The organism is Thiobacter sp. AK1 (genome assembly GCF_039822265.1).
Taxonomy (GTDB): domain Bacteria; phylum Pseudomonadota; class Gammaproteobacteria; order Burkholderiales; family Thiobacteraceae; genus Thiobacter; species Thiobacter aerophilum.
The window spans coordinates 22953-43357 of sequence record NZ_JBAJEX010000012.1; the positions used below are offsets into that span (position 1 = coordinate 22953).

General features: G+C 64.0%; 18 protein-coding genes. 13 read left to right on the forward strand and 5 right to left on the reverse strand.

Annotated features, from left to right (window positions below; translation table 11 throughout):
* Nucleotides 1-18: 18 nt before the first annotated feature.
* A complete protein-coding gene (locus V6E02_RS11790) occupies nt 19-300 on the forward strand; it encodes a hypothetical protein (protein ID WP_347309004.1) in 282 nt (93 codons plus the stop codon).
* On the opposite strand, the gene dacB is transcribed toward V6E02_RS11790, so the two are convergent.
* From dacB to V6E02_RS11805, 3 genes are read right to left on the reverse strand one after another with little or no spacing between them, the layout of a single operon-like run.
* Nucleotides 301-1812, reverse strand: coding sequence for a D-alanyl-D-alanine carboxypeptidase/D-alanyl-D-alanine endopeptidase (gene dacB / locus V6E02_RS11795; protein WP_347309005.1), 1512 nt, complete (start codon nt 1810-1812; stop codon nt 301-303).
* A complete protein-coding gene (locus V6E02_RS11800; protein ID WP_347309021.1) occupies nt 1784-2827 on the reverse strand; it encodes an SDR family oxidoreductase in 1044 nt (347 codons plus the stop codon). Before V6E02_RS11800 ends, dacB begins: the two co-directional genes overlap by 29 nt.
* Before the next feature lie 2 nt (nt 2828-2829).
* Complete coding sequence (locus tag V6E02_RS11805; RefSeq protein WP_347309006.1) at nt 2830-4110, reverse strand: nucleotide sugar dehydrogenase; 1281 nt, start codon at nt 4108-4110, stop codon at nt 2830-2832.
* A gap of 129 nt (nt 4111-4239) precedes the next feature.
* Between V6E02_RS11805 and V6E02_RS11810 the strand changes: the two genes are divergently transcribed.
* Nucleotides 4240-4995: a S1 family peptidase gene (locus V6E02_RS11810; protein ID WP_347309007.1), complete on the forward strand. Its 756-nt coding sequence runs from the start codon at nt 4240-4242 to the stop codon at nt 4993-4995.
* A 4-nt stretch (nt 4996-4999) separates the two neighbouring features.
* Here V6E02_RS11810 and V6E02_RS11815 read toward each other — a convergent pair whose 3' ends face one another.
* Nucleotides 5000-6310, reverse strand: coding sequence for an adenosylmethionine--8-amino-7-oxononanoate transaminase (locus V6E02_RS11815; RefSeq protein WP_347309008.1), 1311 nt, complete (start codon nt 6308-6310; stop codon nt 5000-5002).
* A 104-nt stretch (nt 6311-6414) separates the two neighbouring features.
* On the opposite strand from V6E02_RS11815, the gene V6E02_RS11820 reads away from it, so the two are divergent.
* The 10 genes from V6E02_RS11820 (at nt 6415) to V6E02_RS11865 (ending at nt 19187) form a co-directional block, all read left to right on the forward strand.
* Nucleotides 6415-7044 carry a diguanylate cyclase gene (locus V6E02_RS11820; protein ID WP_347309009.1) on the forward strand — a complete coding sequence of 210 codons (630 nt, stop codon included), beginning with the start codon at nt 6415-6417 and terminating at the stop codon, nt 7042-7044.
* Nucleotides 7045-7197: 153 nt separating this feature from the next.
* A complete protein-coding gene (groES, locus tag V6E02_RS11825) occupies nt 7198-7515 on the forward strand; it encodes a co-chaperone GroES (RefSeq protein WP_347309010.1) in 318 nt (105 codons plus the stop codon).
* Between the two features lie 32 nt (nt 7516-7547).
* Nucleotides 7548-9170: a chaperonin GroEL gene (gene groL / locus V6E02_RS11830; RefSeq protein ID WP_347309011.1), complete on the forward strand. Its 1623-nt coding sequence runs from the start codon at nt 7548-7550 to the stop codon at nt 9168-9170.
* Between the two features lie 324 nt (nt 9171-9494).
* Complete coding sequence (gene groES / locus V6E02_RS11835; protein ID WP_347309012.1) at nt 9495-9785, forward strand: co-chaperone GroES; 291 nt, start codon at nt 9495-9497, stop codon at nt 9783-9785.
* Nucleotides 9786-9874: 89 nt separating this feature from the next.
* The gene (gene groL, locus V6E02_RS11840; protein ID WP_347309013.1) at nt 9875-11512 is read left to right on the forward strand and encodes a chaperonin GroEL; all 1638 of its coding nucleotides are present in this window, start codon (nt 9875-9877) and stop codon (nt 11510-11512) included.
* A 145-nt stretch (nt 11513-11657) separates the two neighbouring features.
* Entirely contained in the window at nt 11658-14027 is a 2370-nt protein-coding gene (locus tag V6E02_RS11845; protein ID WP_347309014.1) for an EAL domain-containing protein, read from the forward strand.
* Nucleotides 14028-14036: 9 nt separating this feature from the next.
* Nucleotides 14037-15935: a DUF294 nucleotidyltransferase-like domain-containing protein gene (locus V6E02_RS11850; protein ID WP_347309015.1), complete on the forward strand. Its 1899-nt coding sequence runs from the start codon at nt 14037-14039 to the stop codon at nt 15933-15935.
* A 14-nt stretch (nt 15936-15949) separates the two neighbouring features.
* A complete protein-coding gene (locus V6E02_RS11855; protein WP_347309016.1) occupies nt 15950-16672 on the forward strand; it encodes a 3'-5' exonuclease in 723 nt (240 codons plus the stop codon).
* A 150-nt stretch (nt 16673-16822) separates the two neighbouring features.
* Nucleotides 16823-17089 (forward strand): DUF4212 domain-containing protein, encoded by a 267-nt coding sequence (locus V6E02_RS11860; protein ID WP_347309017.1) that lies wholly within the window; start codon nt 16823-16825, stop codon nt 17087-17089.
* Nucleotide 17090: 1 nt separating this feature from the next.
* Nucleotides 17091-19187 (forward strand): sodium:solute symporter family protein, encoded by a 2097-nt coding sequence (locus V6E02_RS11865; RefSeq protein ID WP_347309018.1) that lies wholly within the window; start codon nt 17091-17093, stop codon nt 19185-19187.
* 56 nt (nt 19188-19243) lie between these two features.
* Here V6E02_RS11865 and V6E02_RS11870 read toward each other — a convergent pair whose 3' ends face one another.
* A complete protein-coding gene (locus V6E02_RS11870; protein ID WP_347309019.1) occupies nt 19244-19828 on the reverse strand; it encodes a tetratricopeptide repeat protein in 585 nt (194 codons plus the stop codon).
* A gap of 72 nt (nt 19829-19900) precedes the next feature.
* On the opposite strand from V6E02_RS11870, the gene V6E02_RS11875 reads away from it, so the two are divergent.
* Complete coding sequence (locus tag V6E02_RS11875) at nt 19901-20206, forward strand: hypothetical protein (protein WP_347309020.1); 306 nt, start codon at nt 19901-19903, stop codon at nt 20204-20206.
* Nucleotides 20207-20405 lie beyond the last annotated feature (199 nt).

Here is a 20405-nt window from a genome sequence, read left to right on the forward strand (position 1 = left end):
TGCGGAAAGGAGTTTGCCATGCTGAGCTTCGACGCACCCAACTGGACCGCTACCGATCCCCTCCACCGTGACCAGCAGCCCAGTCGCCGTTTGCACGAGCCGGCGCAAATTCTGTTCGACGTGGATCCCATCACCGGCACCGCACTCACCGATCTCGCGGGACTGCCCTACCTAGTCGATGGCAATGTGGTGATCTACTTCGAAACGGAAGAAAGCCGGCAGCTGTTTTGCGACATGCCCACCGATCACCCCCTCAAGCTCGTTGACAATCCTCTCGAGGAAGGGGAGGCCGAGGGCTGATCAGCGCGTCTCGAACACCCAGCGCAGCAGGGCGTCCTGGAAAGGACGAGCGCGCGCCGCGTCCGGGTAGTTGACGAGGCATACCACGATCACATCGCGCCCGGCAGCGGTGCGTAGGTAGCCGGCCAGGGCGCGCACATCGTGGAGGGAGCCGGATTTCAGGCGTGCTTGACCGGCAAGGGGCTCGCCTACATGGCGTCGTCGCAGGGTGCCGTCCAGGCCCACCAGAGGAAGCGAGGCGGCGAATTCCGGATACCAGAGCGAGCGCTGGGCACGTTCGAGGAGAAGCGCCAGGTGGCGGGCGCTGATGCGGGTGCTGCGGTCAAGCCCGGACCCATTGCCCAGCGCGAGTTCCAGGAAATCCAAACCGCGGCTCGCAAGCACCGCGAGGCTTGCCTGCTCGGCTTTTTTAAGGGTCGCCGGCGGGCCCAAAAGCTCCGCGCCCAGGCTGAGATAGAGCTGGCGCGCCATCACGTTGTTGCTGAACTTGTTGATGTCCCGCACCACCTCCGTAAGCGGCGGCGACTCGAAGCGCGCAATGAGGTGCGCAGCCCCGGGTACCGTGCCTTCCGTGACCTTGCCGCGCCAGCGTCCACCCAGCTCGCTCCATAGGGCGCGGAACAGGGTTTCCCACTGAGTGTTGCCATCGAACAGAGCCAGGTGCCACGCTTGCTCGCCGCAGGCCAGGGGATAGGGGCCTTCGATGCTGACCGTGATCCTGCCGCGGCCACGCTCCACCCGGGTGGCCAGCCCGTTTTCCCAGTCACCGCAGGGACCGGCCACTGGCGTGAGTCGGTTGACCAGTTTCACGCCGGGGGCGTCCACGTCGAGCGCGAGGCGCAGCGTGTCCCCTTGGGGCAGCACGGTCAGCCGCCGGCTGCGGAAATCGATTAGCAGGGCGTCCGGGCCTGCGTTATAGGGCTTGAGGGGCTGGCCGTCGAAGGCGCCGGGGTCATCCGGCGCAAGATCGAAAAAGCTGCGATCGAGGACGAGATCACCGTCCACTTCCCGCAGACCTCGCCCCCGTAGTTCCCGCAGCCACAGCCAGAGGGTCTCCAGGGTGATGCGGGGATCGCCGTAACCCTTGATATACAGGTTGCCCCTGAGGCGTCCGTCGATGGGCGGGCGATCGCCATAAATTTCCGTGTGCCAGCGGTAGGCGGGGGTGAGAGCTTCCAGGGCGGTGAAGGTGGTCACCAGTTTGATCACCGAGGCCGGATTCATGGGGCGGTCGCCGTTGAGGGCGAGCAGGGGCGTGGTTTCGGCAGGGTCTTGCACCCACACGGCCACGGCATTCTCGGGAATGCGTGCCTCCTCGAGAGCGGCGGCGAGGGGGGCGGGTAGCTGGGCGGCCGCCTCCCCGATGCAGGCAAGCAGGCAGAGGGCAGCCAAACCCTGGACATAGAGCGCGCGCAGCAAGGGGGCGTAACCCTGCAGGTTGACGCTGCGTGAAGTAAGCCGCCTCGCTGCCAGCAGGACGGCGCTAACGATGCCCCGTGAGATCGCGGACATACCAGTCCATGGCGATGCGCAGGCCGTCGTGGATGGTGTGGGTGGGTTGATAGTGGAGCAGGGTGCGGGCCTTGGAAATGTCGGCCAGGGAATGGCGGACATCGCCGGGGCGGAAGTCCCGGTAGACGGGCCGCGCCTCGCGCAGGTGGGGGAAGCGTGGCGCGAGCTCGTCGCGCACAGCCGCGTAGAGCTGATTGAGGCTGGTGCGCTCGCCCACCGCGACGTTGTACACCTGGTTGATGGCCGCCGCTTCTTCCGTGGTGGCGGCGAGGAGATTGGCCTGGATGGTGTTCTCGATGTAGCAGAAGTCACGGCTGGTCTCGCCATCGCCGTTGATGTACACCGGTTCGTTTTTGATCATCGAGGCGATCCATTTGGGAATTACCGCAGCGTAGGCGCCTTCTGGATCCTGGCGCGGGCCGAAGATGTTGAAGTAGCGCAGACCAATGCTGGGCAGACCATAGCAGCGGGCGAACACATCGGCATAGAGTTCGTTTACATACTTGGTCACCGCGTAGGGCGACAGGGGCTTGCCGATCTGGTCCTCTACCTTGGGTAGGCCCGGGTGGTCGCCGTAGGTGGAGCTGGAAGCGGCATAGACGAAGCGCTTGACGCCGGCATCGCGCGCCGCCACCAGCATGTTTACGAAGCCGTCGATGTTGGCGGCATGGGTGAGCAGCGGATCCTCGATGGAACGCGGCACCGATCCCAGCGCCGCCTGGTGCAGCACGTAGTCCACGCCCCGGCAGGCGTTGCGGCAGGTATCCAGATCGCGGATGTCGCCCTCGATGAAATGGAAGCGCTGCCACTGTTCCGGCGTGACCAGCGCCTGAACCTGCGTGAGATTGCGCCGGTGGCCGGTGGCGAAATTGTCCAGTCCCACCACGCGCTGCTCGAGCTTCAGCAGGGCTTCCAGCAGGTTGGAGCCGATGAAGCCCGCCACGCCGGTGACGAGCCACACACGGGGCTTGCGCGCCAGCCGGGCGCGCACGGCTTGGTAGTGCGGCGCGTCCATCATCACAGCCGCCAGAAGCGTGCAAAGTTGGCGCGCGCCGCCTCGGGGTCGAATACGCCCTTGACGTCGATCAGGGCGCCCCGGCCGTTCACCTTGACCCGATAGTCGGCCAGCGGACGTTCGCCGAACTCTTTGTGCGCCACGGCCACTACGATGGCATCGGCGATGGGGAGCGCTTCCCAGGGCTTAAGGGTCACACCGTATTCGTGCACCGCGTCCTTGGGATCGGCAATGGGGTCGTGCACGTGGACCTCCACGCCATAGCTTTCCAGCTCGCGAATCACGTCGATCACGCGCGAGTTGCGCAGATCGGGACAGTTTTCCTTGAAGGTCAGTCCCAGCACCAGCACTTTGGCTCCCTTGATCTGGCTGCCGGCAGCGATCATTTCTTTCACCGTCTGCTCGGCCACATACTTGCCCATGCCGTCGTTGATGCGCCGGCCGGCGAGGATCACCTGCGGGTGGTAGCCCAGCATGTCCGCCTTGTAGGTGAGGTAGTAGGGATCAACGCCGATGCAGTGGCCACCCACCAAACCCGGGCGGAAAGGCAGAAAGTTCCACTTGGTGCCGGCGGCATGCAGTACTTCCAAGGTGTCGATGCCGAGCTTGTGGAAAATCAGGGCCAGCTCGTTCATCAGCGCGATGTTGAGGTCGCGCTGGGTGTTCTCGATCACCTTGGCTGCCTCCGCCACCTTGATGCTGGAGGCGCGATAGACGCCCGCGGTGATGATGGATTCGTAGAGCGCCGCCACCTTGTCCAGGGTCTGCGGCATGTCACCGGAGACCACCTTCAGGATGCGCGTCAGGGTGTGCTCCTTATCGCCGGGATTGATTCGCTCCGGCGAATAACCCACGAAGAAATCCTGCTTCCACCTCATGCCGGATTCCCGCTCCAGGATGGGAATGCACACCTCCTCCGTGGCGCCGGGATAGACCGTGGATTCATAGATCACGATGGCGCCCTTCTTCATGTGTCGCCCCACCGAGGTGGACGAGCCAATGAGGGGGCCGAAATCGGGCTGATGGGCGGCATCCACCGGGGTGGGCACGGCGACGATGATGTAGTCGCATACCGCAAGCTGCGAGGCATCCGTGGTGCAGGTCAAGTGCACCGCTGCCTTAAGGTCTTCGCTGGAGACTTCGCCGGTGGGATCGCAATGGCGACGGTAGTTGGCGACTTTTTCTTCCGACAGGTCCACGCCGATGGTCTGATATTTCTTGCCGAATTCCACGGCCAGAGGCAGGCCCACGTAACCCAGACCCACCACACCCACGATGCTCATGACGAGAATTCCCCTTGTTGGACGATTTTTCCACCCATTCTAACCAAGCTCCCTTTGCGATGATAGGCGCATGGCGAGGCGCCTATAATGAGCGTCCGCCATGACGCTTGGGCGATTTGGGGGGAGCCGATGAGAGGCTTGCTAGTGTACGCGCTGCTGGGGTTTGCAGCTTTCGTGCCCGCGAAGGCGGACCTGGTGGACACGGTGGCGCGCGTGAAACCCGCGGTGGTGGCGGTGGGCAGCTTTCAGCCCATGCGCTCGCCCCAGTACGTCTTCCAGGGCACGGGCTTCGTGGTGGGACAGGGACTGTCCGTGGTGACCAATGCCCACGTGGCGCCCAAGACATTGGATACGGTACGCCAGGAACGCCTGATCGTGCTGGCGGAAGTGGAAGGGCGCCCCCAGGTGCGTGGCGCGCGCATCGCGCGTGTGGATTGGGAGCACGACCTTTTGCTGCTTGCCATCGACGGGCCGCCTCTGCCCGCCCTCGAGCTGGGCGATGCCACACGGGTGCGTGAAGGCATGGACGTGGCTTTCACGGGCTTTCCCTTGGGCATGGCGCTGGGCTTGCGTCCCGTCACCCACCGCGGCATCGTCTCGGCAATCACGCCGGTGGCGACCCGCATGGCCAATGCGCGCGACCTTAGCCCCCAGGCTATCGAGCGTCTAAAGAAGCCTTTCTTCGTTTTCCAGCTGGACGCCACTGCCTATCCCGGCAACAGCGGCAGCCCGCTCTACGATCCCCACACCGGTGAGGTGCTGGGGGTGCTCAACAGCGCCTTTATCAAGCAATCCAAGGAAGCGGCTATCAAGGAGCCCTCCGGCATCAGCTATGTGATCCCAGCAACCTTTGTGCGCGCGCTAATGGAACAGGAACGGCCTTGAGAGCTCAGAGCTGGTCGAGCACGGCCACGGTTCCTTTCACCAGGTGGGCGATCTCACCCTCCCCTATCACATAGGGCGGCATGAAATAGACCGTCGTCCCCAGCGGGCGCAAGAGCAGTTCCTGCGCCAGGGCGCGCTCGAAGAAGCGCCGGGAAAAGTCCGGGCCCGCGTCGTCCACCTCGAACGCCCAGATCATGCCCAAACGGCGGAAGTCGCGCACCCGCGGATGACGTATGATGGGTTCGGCGGCTCCGGTGAGCCGCTCGCCTAATTTTTGGTTCGCCTCGATCACCCGTCCTTCCTCGAAGATCTCCAATACCGCCAACGCCGCGCGACAGGCCAGTGGGTTACCGGTGTAAGAATGGGAGTGCAAAAAGCCGCGCGCGGTTAAATCGTCATAGAAAGCCGCATAGACCTCGTCGGTGGTGAGTACCACCGAGAGGGGCAGATAGCCACCCGTGAGGCCCTTGGATAGACACAGGAAATCGGGCGCGATGCCTGCTTGCTCGCAGGCAAACAGGGTGCCGGTGCGACCGAAACCCACGGCGATTTCGTCGGCGATTAGGTGTACCTGGTAGCGGTCACACAGAGCGCGCGCCCGGCGCAGGTATTCCGCATCGTACATGCCCATGCCGCCGGCACACTGCACCAGCGGCTCCAGGATCAGCGCGGCGGTCGTGGCATGGTGCGCGGCGAGCCAGGCTTCCAGCGCCTGGGCCGCGGTGATGGCATGATCCCGTGCGCTGATGCCGGGCGCGGCGCGGCGGAAGTCCGGTGTGGGCACCTGGTGGGTGGGGCGCAGCAGGGGCGCGTAGGTGGTCTTGAACAAAGGCACGTCGGTCACTGAAAGGGCCCCCAGCGTCTCGCCGTGGTAACCGTTTTCCAGGCTCACGAATCCGGTCTTTTCCGGTCGACCTCGGTTGGCCCAGTAGTGGAAACTCATCTTGAGGGCGATCTCCACTGCCGAGGCGCCGTCCGAACCGTAGAAGGCATGGCCTAGCCGTCCCGGCGCCAGGCGCGCCAGGCGCTCGGACAGTTCCACCACGGGCCGGTGGCTGAAGCCGGCCAGGATCACATGTTCCAGGCGAGCCAGCTGATCCGTGATGGCGGCATTGATGCGTGGGTTGGCGTGGCCGAACAGGTTCACCCACCAGGAGCTGATGGCGTCCAGATAGCGCCGGCCGTCGAAGTCGTAGAGCCATGGTCCCTCGCCCCGGGCGATGGGGATGAGAGGCAGCGTCTCGTGTACCTTCATCTGGGTGCAGGGATGCCAGACGGCGTGGCGGCTGCGGGCGAGCCATTGGGCGTTGGACATGGATCTTCCTCGGGTTGGGATGAACCGATTCTAAACCGGGCGGGATTGTCTGCCGCTATCCACTTGGCGTAGATTTTTCGCACTTGGCACAAAGAGGACCGTGCATGGAAATCTTTCAGCGCATCGCCGCCCAGATGGCGGCCGTGGCCCTGCCGTTGTACGCGGTGAGCCTCACCGCCGTGCCCCGGGCCGACACGCCGGTGCTCCTGTTTCTGCACTGGCATGGCTTCCGTCGCGCGGGTGCGCGTGCTGCCCTGCGGCCCGTGCCGGGCTCGGCGCTGCAGCTCAACGACCGCTGGCAAGCCTTGGAGGAGATCGACGCGGCCATGCTGGAGGCGGGCTGGCGCCTGGGCGCCTGGGACGTGGAGCGGGAAGAGCACCGCGCTTGCACCCGCGTGGGCGCCAGTAGCCGCGAAGCCCTGGAATGTTTACAGGCCTTCGGCGAACACACGGATCGCCAGGCGGCGGAGGCCCTGCTCTTGGCCGAGGCGCCGGACCGGGAAGCCCTGCTCCAAGTGGGCGCGGAGAAAGGCTTCGTGCGCTGGCAATTCCGGCCCGTGCGCGGGGGCCTGTGGGCGGGGACCCCGGGCGATGAGACCCTGTGCGCCGACGGCAGCCGCACGCCCCCCTGCCCGGTGGCGCCGCGCCCTGCAAGCCACGGCGGGCGTGGGGAGCGGCCGGTGCGACGCACCGTTTACCGCCTGGGGCGCATCACCCGCTTGATCCTGCCCTGACCCCCTCTTGAAATCCGGGGGCATGCCCTCACATTCCGCCCCGCCGGCCGTGGCGCACCGGCATGGCTTCCGCGCTTGGCGGAGTGCCTCCTGCTGGTCGGCTGCGGCCTAGGTCTATCCGAAGGTAATCTGCAATCGCATAGGAGATTCGAGATGCACATTCGTCCCCTTTACGACCGGATTATCGTCAAGCGGATCGAGCAGCAGCGTCAGACCGCCTCCGGCATCGTCATCCCGGACACCGCCGGCGAGAAGCCGGAGCAGGGCGAGGTCCTGGCCGTGGGGCCCGGGAAGCTGCTGGACAACGGCACGGTGAGGCCCCTGGAAGTCAAGGTCGGCGACCGGGTCCTGTTCAGCAAGTACGGCGGTCAGACCGTCAAGGTGGAAGGCGAGGAACTGCTGGTGCTGCGTGAGGAAGACGTGCTCGGCATCATCGAGCAGGATGCCGCCGGCGCCAAGAAGGCTGCGTGATCCGTCTGGTTTGTCGCAAGGAGTAGAAGCACATGAGCGCGAAAGAAGTCAAATTCCATGATTCCGCCCGAGCCCGCATCTTCAAGGGCGTCAACATTCTGGCCGATGCGGTCAAGGTCACCCTGGGGCCCAAGGGCCGCAACGTGGTGATCGAGCGCTCCTTCGGCGCCCCGGTCATCACCAAGGACGGCGTGTCCGTGGCCAAGGAAATCGAACTGAAGGACAAGTTCGAGAACATGGGCGCGCAGATGGTGAAGGAAGTGGCGTCCAAGACCGCCGACGTGGCGGGTGATGGCACCACCACCGCCACCGTGCTGGCCCAGGCCATCGTCCAGGAAGGCATGAAATACGTGGCCGCTGGCATGAACCCCATGGACCTTAAGCGCGGCATCGACAAGGCCGTGCACACCGTGGTGGAAGAGCTCAAGAAAATCTCCAAGCCGGTGACCACCAGCAAGGAAATCGCCCAGGTGGGCGCCATTTCCGCCAACGCCGACGAATCCATCGGCAAGATCATCGCCGATGCCATGGATAAAGTGGGCAAGGAAGGTGTGATCACCGTCGAGGATGGCAAGTCCCTGGAGAACGAACTGGAAGTGGTGGAGGGCATGCAGTTCGACCGGGGTTACCTCTCCCCCTATTTCATCAACAACCCGGACAAGCAGACCTGCGTCCTCGATGATGCCCTGATCCTGATCCACGACAAGAAGATTTCCAGCATCCGCGACCTGCTGCCGGTGCTGGAGGAAGTGGCCAAGGCGGGCAAGCCCCTGCTCATCATCGCCGAAGACGTAGAAGGCGAAGCACTCGCCACCCTGGTGGTGAACGCCATGCGTGGGGTGCTCAAGGTGGCCGCGGTCAAGGCCCCGGGCTTTGGTGACCGGCGCAAGGCCATGCTCCAGGACATCGCCATCCTCACCGGTGGCACCGTCATCTCCGATGAGGTCGGTCTGTCCCTGGAGAAAGCCAAGCTGGCTGACCTGGGCCGCGCCAAGCGGGTCGAGGTGCACAAGGAGAACACCATCATCATCGATGGCGCGGGCGAGAAGGACAAGATCGAGGCGCGGGTCAAACAGATCCGCACCCAGATCGAAGAGGCCACCTCCGACTACGACAAAGAGAAGCTGCAGGAGCGGGTGGCCAAGCTCGCTGGGGGTGTGGCGGTGATCAAGGTGGGGGCCGCCACCGAAGTCGAGATGAAGGAGAAGAAGGCGCGCGTGGAAGACGCCCTGCACGCCACCCGTGCCGCGGTGGAAGAGGGTATCGTCCCGGGTGGTGGTGTGGCCCTGCTGCGCGCGTCCAAGGCCGTGGCGGCCCTCAAGGGCGACAACCACGACCAGGATTGCGGCATTAAGATCGTGTTGCGCGCCCTGCAGGAGCCCCTGCGCCAGATTGTGGCCAACTGCGGCGAGGAGCCCTCGGTGGTCGTCAACCGGGTCATGGAAGGCACGGGCAACTTCGGCTACAACGCCCAGACCGGTCAGTATGGCGACATGATGGAGATGGGCGTGCTGGATCCCACCAAGGTGACCCGTTCCGCGCTGCAGAATGCCGCTTCTGTGGCCGGCCTGATCCTCACCACCGACGCCACCATCGCCGAGGCGCCGAAAGAGGAGAAGGCGAACACCCCGGCCATGCCCGAGATGGAATACTGATCGGGCCAAAGTCGGCGAAAACCCTCCCCCAGTGGGAGGGTTTTTTGTGCCGCAACCGCCAGCAACCGGGCGGTGTGCACCGAATGGCTCGTGGCGGCGGCTCGGACTGTGGGGGCGGCTTTAGCGGCCATTGCAGCGTCAGCGCTTGAACTTTCGGATGCTGGCCCCTATCATTAGCACTCCTCGCGGCAGAGTGCTAACACGCCTGCGCCGTGCAAGCGGTGTCTTGCCGACCGATACGGCGGCGGCACGTCAGGCCAGGGCAGTTTGGGACTGGCCGATCTGGATTCCCCGTTTCAACGCAAAACCTCAGGAGACCAAAGCATGAAAATCCGACCCCTCCATGACCGTGTCATCGTCAAGCGTGTCGAGGAAGAGCGCAAAACCGCCTCCGGTATCGTCATTCCCGATACCGCCGCGGAGAAGCCGGACCAGGGCGAAGTCATCGCCGTGGGTCCCGGCAAGCGCGATGATGCGGGCAAACTCATTCCCATGGACGTGAAGGTGGGCGACCGGGTCCTGTTTGGCAAATATGCCGGCCAGACCGTGAAAGTGGAAGGCGAAGAGCTGCTCGTGATGCGTGAAGAAGACATCATGGGCGTGATCGAAAAATAAATCCCCATGCAACGCGAAGGCGCCGGATGAGTGAAGACTTTTTGCCGGGCGTCGTTCGTGCTCGATGATTTTCAATTCAGGAGAACCAAATGGCTGCTAAAGACGTGAAATTCGGCGATGTCGCCCGCCACAAGATGGTCGCCGGCGTGAACATTCTGGCGGACGCGGTAAAGGTCACCCTGGGGCCCAAGGGTCGCAACGTGGTGCTGGAGCGTTCCTTTGGCGCGCCCACCATCACCAAGGACGGTGTGTCCGTGGCCAAGGAAATCGAACTGAAGGACAAGTTCGAGAACATGGGCGCGCAGATGGTGAAGGAAGTGGCGTCCAAGACCAGTGATGTGGCGGGTGATGGCACCACCACCGCCACCGTGCTGGCTCAGGCCATCCTCAAGGAAGGCATGAAATACGTGGCCGCCGGCATGAACCCCATGGACCTTAAGCGCGGCATCGACAAGGCCGTCGCCGCCACCGTGGAAGAGCTCAAGAAAATCTCCAAGCCCTGCACCACCAGCAAGGAAATCGCCCAGGTGGGATCCATCTCCGCCAACTCCGACGAATCCATCGGCAAGATCATCGCCGACGCCATGGAGAAGGTGGGCAAGGAAGGCGTGATTACGGTGGAAGATGGCTCGGGCCTGGAGAACGAACTGGAAGTAGTGGAGGGCATGCAGTTCGACCGGGGCTATCTCTCCCCTTACTTCATCAACAATGCGGACCGACAGCTCGCCGTGCTGGAAAACCCATTCGTGCTCTTGCACGACAAGAAAATTTCCAGCATCCGCGACCTGCTGCCCATCCTGGAGCAGGTGGCCAAGGCCGGTCGTCCTTTGCTCATCATCGCCGAAGATGTGGAAGGCGAAGCACTCGCCACCCTGGTGGTGAACAACATCCGCGGCATCCTCAAGACCTGCGCGGTGAAGGCGCCTGGCTTCGGTGACCGCCGCAAGGCCATGCTGGAAGACATCGCCATCCTCACTGGCGGCACCGTAATCGCCGAGGAAGTGGGGCTGTCCCTGGAGAAGGCCACCCTTGCCGATCTGGGTCAGGCCAAGCGCATCGAGGTGGCGAAGGAACACACCACCATCATCGACGGCGCTGGCAAGCCCGATGCCATTCAGGCCCGCGTCAAGCAAATCCGCACCCAGATCGAAGAGGCCACCTCCGACTACGACAAAGAGAAGCTGCAGGAGCGGGTGGCCAAGCTCGCTGGGGGTGTGGCGGTGATCAAGGTGGGGGCCGCCACCGAAGTCGAGATGAAGGAGAAGAAGGCGCGCGTGGAAGACGCCCTGCACGCCACCCGTGCCGCGGTGGAAGAGGGTATCGTTCCGGGTGGTGGTGTCGCCCTGCTGCGCTGTGTGAACGCGGTATCCAAGCTCAAGGGTGACAACCACGACCAGGATGCCGGCATCAAGATCGTGCTGCGCGCCATGCAAGAGCCCCTGCGCCAGATCGTCGCCAATTGCGGGGACGAGCCCTCGGTCGTGGTCAACAAGGTGGTCGAAGGCAAAGGCAACTTCGGCTACAACGCCCAAACCGGCGAGTATGGCGACATGATGGAGATGGGCGTGCTGGATCCCACCAAGGTGACCCGCACCGCGCTGCAGAATGCCGCCTCGGTGGCCGGTCTGATGCTCACCACTGATTGCATGGTGGCCGAGCTGCCGGAAGATAAGCCGGCACCGGCAGGCGGCGGCATGGGCGGCATGGGCGGCATGGACATGATGTAACGCCCCCGGCGCCACGCTGGCTTGCATCGGACGAACCCCGCCTTGCGCGGGGTTCATTTCTTTTGAGCGCCGGGACTCAAGCCGCCACCTGGCCTGCCGCTATCCACGGGGACTGGCGGCGTTATCATTTCCCCCGACGCGCTCCATGACTTCCGACCGTTCTTCTCCTTCCCGCTCTGGACCGGCCCTGATCCTGGGCTTTGGCCTCGTTTGTCTGCTCCTCGCCGCGACTGCCACCACTGCCCTGTGGCAGATGCGCGCCGCGAACGGCCGCCTGGAGCGCATCGTGGTCGAGGCCAACGTCAAGGTGGCGCATCTCAACGCCATGCAATCGGCCTCACGGGAGCGGGCGCTGGTGGTGCAATCGATGTTGCTCACCCGCGATCCCTTCGAGCGCGACCGGCTCATGCTGCGTTTTCGTGAACTGGCGCGCGAGTACGTGATCCACCGCGACGCATTGCGTGGCATGCCCTTGACGCCCGCCGAGCAGGCCGCGCTGGAGGCTGCCCGCCGCAAGACTCGCGCCTCCACCGCCCTCATGGAGCAGGTGGTAAGCCTGCTGGAGGAGGAGCGCGACGCGGTCGCAGAACGCGTGCTCATGGACCAAGCGCTGCCGGCCCAGCAGGCGGTATATGTCCATTTCAAGGACTTGCTGGCACTGCAGCAAGCAGCCAATGCCCGCGCCCTGGAAGAAGCCCGGCGCGATTATCGACGCGCCTTCGCGGGGGTGGCGGCGCTCGGGGTGGCGGCGGTATTACTTGCCATCTTCATCGCGGTACGGGTCATCAGGCGGGCGCTGACGGCGGAGCGGGCGCTGGCGGAGGAACGGGACCGCGCCGAGATTACCCTCCATTCCATCGGCGATGCTGTCATCACTACCGATGCCGAGGGACGCGTGCGTCACCTCAATGCGATGGCGGAACGTCTCACCGGCTGGACGTTGGCGGAAGCCGTCGGCCGTCCTGTTGAAGACATCTACCGCGTGGTGGACGAGCGCGATCGCCGCCCTCTACGGGGGGTCATCGCCAGCGCGCTGGCCGACGCGCCCGCTACCCTCACGCCGTTGGTACCCGTGCTGCTGGACCGCCAGGGCAAGGAGTGCGCCATCGAGCAGACGGTCTCTCCCATCCGCGCCAGGGATGGCCGCATCCTGGGTGCCGTGGTCGTGTTCCGCGACGTCACCACCGAGCGTGTGTTGGCCCAGGAGCTCGCCTGGCAGGCGAGCCACGACCCTTTGACGGGGCTTCTCAACCGCCACGAGTTCGAGCGGCGGCTCGCCCATCTCGCCGACCGGGGACGCATACGGGGCGAAAGCCACGTGCTGCTCTACCTGGACCTGGACCAATTCAAGCTGGTCAACGACACCTGCGGTCACCTCGCGGGCGACGAATTGTTGCGTCAGCTTGCCGCCGTGCTGCCGGCGCGGCTGCGGCCTCAGGATACGCTGGCCCGCCTGGGCGGGGATGAGTTCGGTGTGTTGCTGCCTGGTGCCACCGTGACGCAGGGTGAGGCCGTGGCCGAAGCGTTGCGTCAGGCGATCGCGGAATTCCGTTTCGTCTGGAGGGACAAGACCTTCACCGTAGGGGCGTCCATGGGGCTGGTGGAACTGGGCGCGGACTGTGGCGATCTGCCGGCCCTGTTGGCCGCCGCTGACACCGCCTGCTACATGGCCAAGGAACGCGGCCGCAACCGCGTGTTCGTGCACCGGGCGAGCGACGCCGAAGTGCGCCGCCGCTATGGCGAGATCGAGTGGGTGAATCAGCTCACGCGCGCCTTCGAAGAGAACCGCTTCCTGCTCTATTTTCAGGAAATCCATCCCCTGCCTCTGGGCCAGACCTGCCGCCGCCGGGAAATCCTCCTGCGCATGCTGGACGAGGAAGGCCGCTTGGTTCCGCCCATGGCCTTCATCCCGGCGGCGGAGCGCTACAACCTGATGCCCACCCTGGACCGCTGGGTGGTGCGCAACACCTTTGCTTGGCTTGCGCAAAACCGGGAGGCGCTCTGTCCCGAGGCCGTGCTCAGCATCAATCTCTCGGGCCAATCCTTGGGGGACGAAGACTTCGCCGACTTCGTGTTGGACCAGCTCAAGCAGCAGTACATCGAGGCACGCCACGTCTGTTTCGAGATCACGGAGACTGCGGCTATTACCAACCTGAGCCGGGCGCTACGTCTCATGAACACGCTGCGCGCCGTGGGTTGCGCCTTCTCCCTGGACGATTTCGGCAGCGGCATGTCCTCCTTTGCCTATCTCAAGAACCTGCCCGTGGATTCCCTCAAGATCGATGGTGCCTTCGTGCGCGACATGCTCACCGACCCGGTGGACTTCGCCATGGTGGAGGCGATCGCCCGCATTGGCCACGTGATGGGATTGGCCACCATCGCCGAATACGTGGAGAACGACGAGACCGTGCGTCACCTCACGGCCCTGGGTGTGGACTATGCCCAGGGCTATGGCGTGCACCGGCCCGAGCCGCTCTCTCTGGAGGCGCCGGCCAACCAGCGACAAGCGGACTAAGGTGATGGCATGAGTGAAGCCGCTGCCCTGCCTGCCAGTCTGCTCAACGCCACCATCGCCCATCTGTCTCGCTTCGCGCCCTTTTCCGAGATGCACCGCGAGGACTTGGCATGGATGGTGGCCCGCCTATCTGTGGTTTATACGCCCAAGGGTGGCGTGCTGCTCGATCCTGCCCAGGGCCGGGTGACCCATTTCTACGTGGTCAAGCAGGGCGCGGTGGTAGGCGAGGCCAGCGCCGGCAGTGGCGATGCGCACACGCAATTGGTGGAGGGCGAGTGTTTCCCCCTGGGCGCATTGCTCGCCCACCGGCCCGTGAGCAACGTCTATCGTGCCGCCGAGGACACCTTCTGCTACCGTCTGGCGGCCGCTGATTTCGATGCCTTACTCACGCGCTCGCCACCCTTTCAGGATTTTTGCACGCGGCGGCTGGCCCATCTGCTGGAGCGCTCGCGCCAATTGATCCAGGCGCAATACACCCAGGCGAGCGCCGCCCAGCAACCGTTGTCGAGCCCGCTGTCAGCCCTCCTGCGCCGGCCTCCCGTGACCTGCGCGCCCCAGCTATCCATCCGCGAGGCCCTGGCGCGCATGCAGCAGCAAAACGTGGGTTCCATCATCGTGGTCGAAGGGGAAGCGCCGGTAGGCATCTTCACCCTGCACGACCTGCTGGCGCGCGTGGCGTTAGCGGGCCAGGATCTTGCCGCGCCCATTGCCAGCGTGATGACGCGCGCGCCTCTTGGGCTTCCCGAGAGGGCCACGGCCCATGAGGCCGCGCTGCTGATGGCGCGTCATGGTATCCGTCATGTACTGGTGGTGGACGACGGGCGACTCAAAGGCGTGATTTCGGAGCGGGATTTGTTCTCCCTGCAGCGGGTGGGGCTGACCCAGATCAGCACCAGCGTGCGCACCGCAGCCAGCGTCGAGGAACTGGCTTCGCTTGCCGCGGACATTCGTGCCCTGGCGCATGCGATGCTCGCCCAAGGGGTGGGTGCCGAGCAGCTCACCCAGCTCATCTCCACCCTAAACGATCTGCTCACCGACCGCATCATAGAACTGACGCGCGCCCCCTTTGGTGTGCAGGACATCCGTTTCTGCTGGCTGGCGTTGGGCTCGGAGGGACGACTGGAGCAGACCCTGGCCACCGACCAGGACAACGGTATCGTGTTCGCCGCCAGCGAAGCGGAGGCCAAGGTCATCCGCGAGCGGCTCATACCCTTTGCGCGGGCAGTGAACGAGGCGCTGGATAGCTGCGGTTTCCCTCTGTGCAAGGGTGGGGTGATGGCCGCCAATCCCCAGTGGTGCCTCACCCTCGCCGGCTGGCAGAAGCTGTTTGCCAACTGGATCGACCAGGGAGACCCCGAGGCTTTGCTCAATGCCTCGATCTTTTTCGACTTTCGCGCGCTGAGCGGCGATGCGACGCTGGCCGAAGCGTTGCGCGGCTGGCTTGCCCGCGAGGCCCGCGCCAATCCCCGTTTCCTGCACCAGATGGCGGCCAATGCCCTGCGCAACTGTCCGCCTCTAGGGGTGGTGCGCGACTTCGTGCTGGAATCCAAGGGCGAGTATGCGCATACCATCGACCTCAAGCTGAATGGCACCACGCCCTTCGTCGATGCGGCACGCATCTACAGTTTGGCGGCGGGCGATACGCATACCAACACGGTACAGCGCTTGCGGGCAGCCGCCGCCGCAAGACTTTTGCCGGAGGATGAGGTTGAAGCCTGGAGCGAGGCCTTCCTGTTCATCCAGCTCCTCAAGCTGCGTCACCAGCACTGGCAGGAACGGGAAGGTCAACCTCTGCACAATCACGTGAATCCCAACGATCTCAACGAGCTGGAACGGCGCATCCTCAAGGAAGCCTTCCGCCAGGCGCGCAAGTTGCAAACCCGGCTCGCGCTCGATTACGGCCTCTGAAGCGGGCGAAAGGCATGGATCTTTTTGGCTGGCTGCGGCGCTTGACTGCGCCTGCCCTCGATCCGATCCATCGGGCGCGGCTGGCGGCCTGGCAGCGGCGCCCTGCTGTCGATAGACACCGCCCATTTGCGGCATTGCGCTGGGTGGTGGTGGATGTGGAATCCAGCGGGCTCGATGTCTGGCACGATCGGCTCATCTCCATCGGCGCGGTGGCCCTTGCCGGGGAAGTCCTTGCGCTGGGCGACAGCCTGGAGGTCGTGCTCCAGCAAGAGGAGGTCAGTGGCACGGCCAACATCCTGGTGCACGGCATCGGCGGCACCGCCCAACGAGCTGGCCTTCCGCCGCCGGAGGCATTGCTGCGTTTTCTGGAATACACCGGGCGCGATCCTCTGGTGGCTTTCCATGCTGCCTTCGACGTCATCATGATTTGGCGCGCCCTGCGCGACACGCTGGGTCTGCGCTGGAAGCCGGTAGTACTCGACCTTGCCGACCTCCTGCCGGCGCTGTTTCCCGCTCTGGGGTTGCGTACCCTGGACGAGTGGCTGGCTTACTTCAGCATCGACCATTATGCCCGCCACCAGGCCCTCTCGGATGCCTATGCCACGGCCCAGCTCATGCAGGTGGCCTTGGCCCGCGCGCGTGAGCAGGGCTATGGCGATCTCGCCACCCTGCTGCGGCTGGCGCGGGACCAGCGTGCCCTGGCGCGGTTCGGCCGCGCTGGAATTTTCGTATCGTGAAACCGCGTAGCACGTTTCTTTACAGCCGGGAAATGGCGCATTTATACTCTCACTGCTGACGCGATAAAGAGAATTTATGCAGGAAGCATAAAGCGTCGGCCCGGTTCATATCGGGTTCATGTCCGTCCCCAACCTGCTCGAGGAGGCATCGTGGAAATCACCGAAAAACATCGCGAGTATTGGCGCAGGAACCTGGCTCTCACGGCCGTTCTGCTCGCCATTTGGTTCGTCGTTACCTACGTGGTGGGTTATTTCGCTCGGGAGCTCAACCAGATCACTTTTCTTGGCTTTCCCCTCGCCTTCTACATGGGTGCCCAGGGGTCGCTGATCATCTATGTGATCATGATCTTCTATTACGCCAAACGCATGAACCGCCTCGACCAGGAATACGGCGTGGCGGAAGGGGAGGAGAAATAACATGGCTGCCACCACCCAAGCCCAGTTCGCCCAGTCCCTCAAGAAGTACTACAGCTTCTATACGGGCGGCTTCATCCTGTTCATCGTCGCGCTGGCCACTGCCGAGCAGATGGGGCTGCCACCCAAATGGATCGGTTACGTCTTCTTGTTTGCGACGGTGGCCTTGTATGCCGGTATCGGCATCATGAGCCGCACGGCAGACGTGGCGGAATACTACGTCGCGGGCCGGCGCGTGCCGGCCGTGTTCAACGGCATGGCCACCGGCGCCGACTGGATGAGTGCTGCGTCGTTCATCGGGATGGCTGGCGGCCTTTATCTGCAGGGCTATGACGGCTTGGCCTTCATCATGGGCTGGACGGGTGGCTACGTGCTGGTGGCTCTGCTCCTCGCACCGTACCTGCGCAAGTTCGGTCAGTTCACCATTCCCGACTTTTTGGGTGCGCGATACGGCGGCCACACGGTGCGTATGATCGGCGTGTTGGCGGCCATTCTGTGTTCCTTCACCTACGTGGTGGCGCAGGTCATGGGTGTGGGCTTGATCACGTCGCGCCTGTCCGGCATCGAATTCCAGATTGGCGTCTTCGTGGGCCTGGCCGGCATTCTGGTGTGTTCCTTCCTGGGAGGGATGCGGGCGGTGACCTGGACCCAGGTGGCCCAGTACATCATCCTGATCATCGCCTATCTGCTCCCGGTGGTGTGGCTGTCGGTGCAGCAGACTGGCAACCCGGTGGCCCAGATTGCCTATGGTCAGCAGCTGGCCAGGCTTGCCGAGCTGGAGCAGAGAATCAAGAACGATCCCAAAGAGATCGAGGTGCGCCAAATCCACAAAGACAAGCAACTCGCCCTGGAGGCGCGCATCAAGGACCTGGAGGCTAATCCAGAAGCCGTCTATGCGGAAGAGAAGGCCAAGGTGCAGGCTAAGCTCGCCGAGCTAAAGGCTGCGCCCATGGTGGATCCGAAGGCGCTTGCCGCGGCGGAGAAGGCGCTCAAAGAGTTTCCGCCCACCCCGGCCAAGCTCAAGGAGCAGCTCAAAAAGGACGCCGATGCGGCCAAGGCCAAGGCTGCGCCGCCGCGCCCCCATGCGGAAGCCTTCCCGGGCAAGGACGACAAGGAGCGCGACATCAAGCGGCGCAACTTCCTGGCTTTAATCTTCTGTCTGATGCTGGGCACCGCGGCGCTGCCCCACATCCTCATGCGCTACTACACCACGCCGTCGGTGCGTGAGGCACGCGAGTCCGTCGGTTGGTCGCTATTCTTCATCTTTTTGCTCTATTTCACTGCGCCCGCGCTAGCAGTGCTGGTGAAGTTCGATGTCTATAGCAACCTGGTGGGTTCCAGCTTCGCGAGCCTGCCGGCCTGGGTGGCGAAATGGGCGGCGGTGGATGCGAGCCTGGTGTCGGTGAAGGACCTCAACGGCGATGGCATCGTTCAGCTCGCCGAACTCAGCCTGCACCAGGACATGATCGTCCTGGCTACCCCCGAGATCGCCGGCCTGCCCTACGTGGTGTCCGGTCTGGTGGCGGCGGGGGGTCTCGCTGCGGCGCTGTCCACCGCGGACGGCCTGTTGCTCACCATCGCCAATGCCCTGTCCCACGACGTGTACTACAAGATGGTGAACCCCAACGCCTCCACCACGACCCGCCTCACCGTGGCCAAGACCCTGCTTTTGTTGGTGGCCGCGGCGGCAGCGGCGGTGGCAGCCCAAAAACCTGCGGACATCCTGTTCCTGGTGAGCGCGGCCTTCAGCTTCGCGGCGGCAAGCTTCTTTCCCGCCCTGGTGCTGGGCATTTTCTGGAAGCGCACCACCAAGTTGGGCGCGATCTTGGGCATGCTCTCGGGGCTGGGCGTGACCTTCTACTACATGGCGACCACCCAGCCCTGGTTGCGCGGTGTGTTTGGTGTCACCACGCCCATCGCCGATGCCAAGTGGTGGGATATCGAGCCCATCTCCGCAGGCCTGTTCGGCGTGCCAGTGGGCTTCGTGGTGATGGTGATCGTCAGCCTGCTCACGCCTGAGCCCGACAAGGCCACCCAAGAGCTGGTGGAGCACGTGCGCTATCCCAATCTGGTGGGCGATATCCGCACCGAAGCCACCTGAAGGCCGACAGTATGAGGCGGCGAGGCCCGCTCACGCAGCGGGCCTGGTTTTTGGAATCATTCCAACTCGCGCACCAAATGGCGTAGGTCGGCTCGCCCGGTATCCTGGATCAACTTGCCACAAACCAGAGGGTGGAAACGCAGCAGGTGGCGCGCCACTGCCTCCACCTTGTCCGGCGCGTGGGCATGGTGCTGCGCCATACCCAGGGCGTACCAGATGTGGGGATTGCGTGGCTGCAACTGACCGGCCTTCTCCAGCGCCGCCACGGCTTCCTGATGCTGGCCGAGGGCGGCGTGGGCAAGCCCGAGGCCATACCACGCCCGATCGAGTTTGGAATCGAGTCTAACGGCTTCGCGAAAGGCGGCGATGGCCTGCTCGCGGCGACCCGACTGGTCCAGCAGGTAGCCCAAATTGAACCAGGTCACGGCGTCCGGGGCGAGGGCCAGCGCACGCCGCAGATAGCTTTCCGCCGTTTGCCAAGCCCCCCGCTCCCCGTGCAGATAACCCAGGGATCGCAGCACGCGCAAGTCGTTTGGCGAGATGGCGAGCGCGGCTTCAAAGGCGGCGAGGGCCTGGTTGAGCCGTTTCAAACGGGTGAACAAGCGGCCACGCCAGTAGTGACGCACGAAATCGAAATTCATGGGAGAAGAATGGATGAACGAGCGGACATTGTCTCCGCGGGGTGGCCGCCCGGCAAGCGCTAGCGTAACGCCATGAATGCCGCGCAACAGATCTTTCTGATCAGCGTGGTGCGCACTCTGGTGGAAGTGGCGGGTTGGGCGCTCCTGGGGCAGGGCCTGCTGGCCTTGCTCGTGGGGTCCCGTCGGCACGAGAACCTCTTCTACCAGATCTTCGAGATCATCACCCGCCCTGTGCTGCGCCTTACCCGGCTGATCACGCCGCGTGTGATCCTCGACGCCCACATTCCTTTCGTCGCGTTCTTCCTGCTGTTCTGGTTGTGGTTGGGGCTCGCCTGGCTCAGGCACCAGATTTGCCTCAGCCACCAGCTTGCCTGCTGAGCTGCATAAGTTCAGAAACCTTTGGCACGCCTTCGATGACGGAGGAATGCCATGCAAGTGCAGCACATTGGATACAGGATCAGGGGGTTTTACCGGGTAGCCGGATTGGGGCATCTTTGGGAGATGACACCGAAAGATGCCCAGGAACGACTCGAGATTCTCCAATTCTTCGACAAACACGGCTTGGCCGCCACGATGG

Excerpts from the sequence above, each read along its gene's own strand:
- V6E02_RS11790 (WP_347309004.1), top strand. The coding sequence starts at position 19 with ATGCTGAGCTTCGACGCACCCAACTGGACCGCTACCGATCCCCTCCAC.
- dacB (WP_347309005.1), bottom strand. The coding sequence starts at position 1,812 with ATGTCCGCGATCTCACGGGGCATCGTTAGCGCCGTCCTGCTGGCAGCG.
- V6E02_RS11800 (WP_347309021.1), bottom strand. The coding sequence starts at position 2,827 with ATGGACGCGCCGCACTACCAAGCCGTGCGCGCCCGGCTGGCGCGCAAG.
- V6E02_RS11805 (WP_347309006.1), bottom strand. The coding sequence starts at position 4,110 with ATGAGCATCGTGGGTGTGGTGGGTCTGGGTTACGTGGGCCTGCCTCTG.
- V6E02_RS11810 (WP_347309007.1), top strand. The coding sequence starts at position 4,240 with ATGAGAGGCTTGCTAGTGTACGCGCTGCTGGGGTTTGCAGCTTTCGTG.
- V6E02_RS11815 (WP_347309008.1), bottom strand. The coding sequence starts at position 6,310 with ATGTCCAACGCCCAATGGCTCGCCCGCAGCCGCCACGCCGTCTGGCAT.
- V6E02_RS11820 (WP_347309009.1), top strand. The coding sequence starts at position 6,415 with ATGGAAATCTTTCAGCGCATCGCCGCCCAGATGGCGGCCGTGGCCCTG.
- groES (WP_347309010.1), top strand. The coding sequence starts at position 7,198 with ATGCACATTCGTCCCCTTTACGACCGGATTATCGTCAAGCGGATCGAG.
- groL (WP_347309011.1), top strand. The coding sequence starts at position 7,548 with ATGAGCGCGAAAGAAGTCAAATTCCATGATTCCGCCCGAGCCCGCATC.
- groES (WP_347309012.1), top strand. The coding sequence starts at position 9,495 with ATGAAAATCCGACCCCTCCATGACCGTGTCATCGTCAAGCGTGTCGAG.
- groL (WP_347309013.1), top strand. The coding sequence starts at position 9,875 with ATGGCTGCTAAAGACGTGAAATTCGGCGATGTCGCCCGCCACAAGATG.
- V6E02_RS11845 (WP_347309014.1), top strand. The coding sequence starts at position 11,658 with ATGACTTCCGACCGTTCTTCTCCTTCCCGCTCTGGACCGGCCCTGATC.
- V6E02_RS11850 (WP_347309015.1), top strand. The coding sequence starts at position 14,037 with ATGAGTGAAGCCGCTGCCCTGCCTGCCAGTCTGCTCAACGCCACCATC.
- V6E02_RS11855 (WP_347309016.1), top strand. The coding sequence starts at position 15,950 with ATGGATCTTTTTGGCTGGCTGCGGCGCTTGACTGCGCCTGCCCTCGAT.
- V6E02_RS11865 (WP_347309018.1), top strand. The coding sequence starts at position 17,091 with ATGGCTGCCACCACCCAAGCCCAGTTCGCCCAGTCCCTCAAGAAGTAC.
- V6E02_RS11870 (WP_347309019.1), bottom strand. The coding sequence starts at position 19,828 with ATGAATTTCGATTTCGTGCGTCACTACTGGCGTGGCCGCTTGTTCACC.
- V6E02_RS11875 (WP_347309020.1), top strand. The coding sequence starts at position 19,901 with ATGAATGCCGCGCAACAGATCTTTCTGATCAGCGTGGTGCGCACTCTG.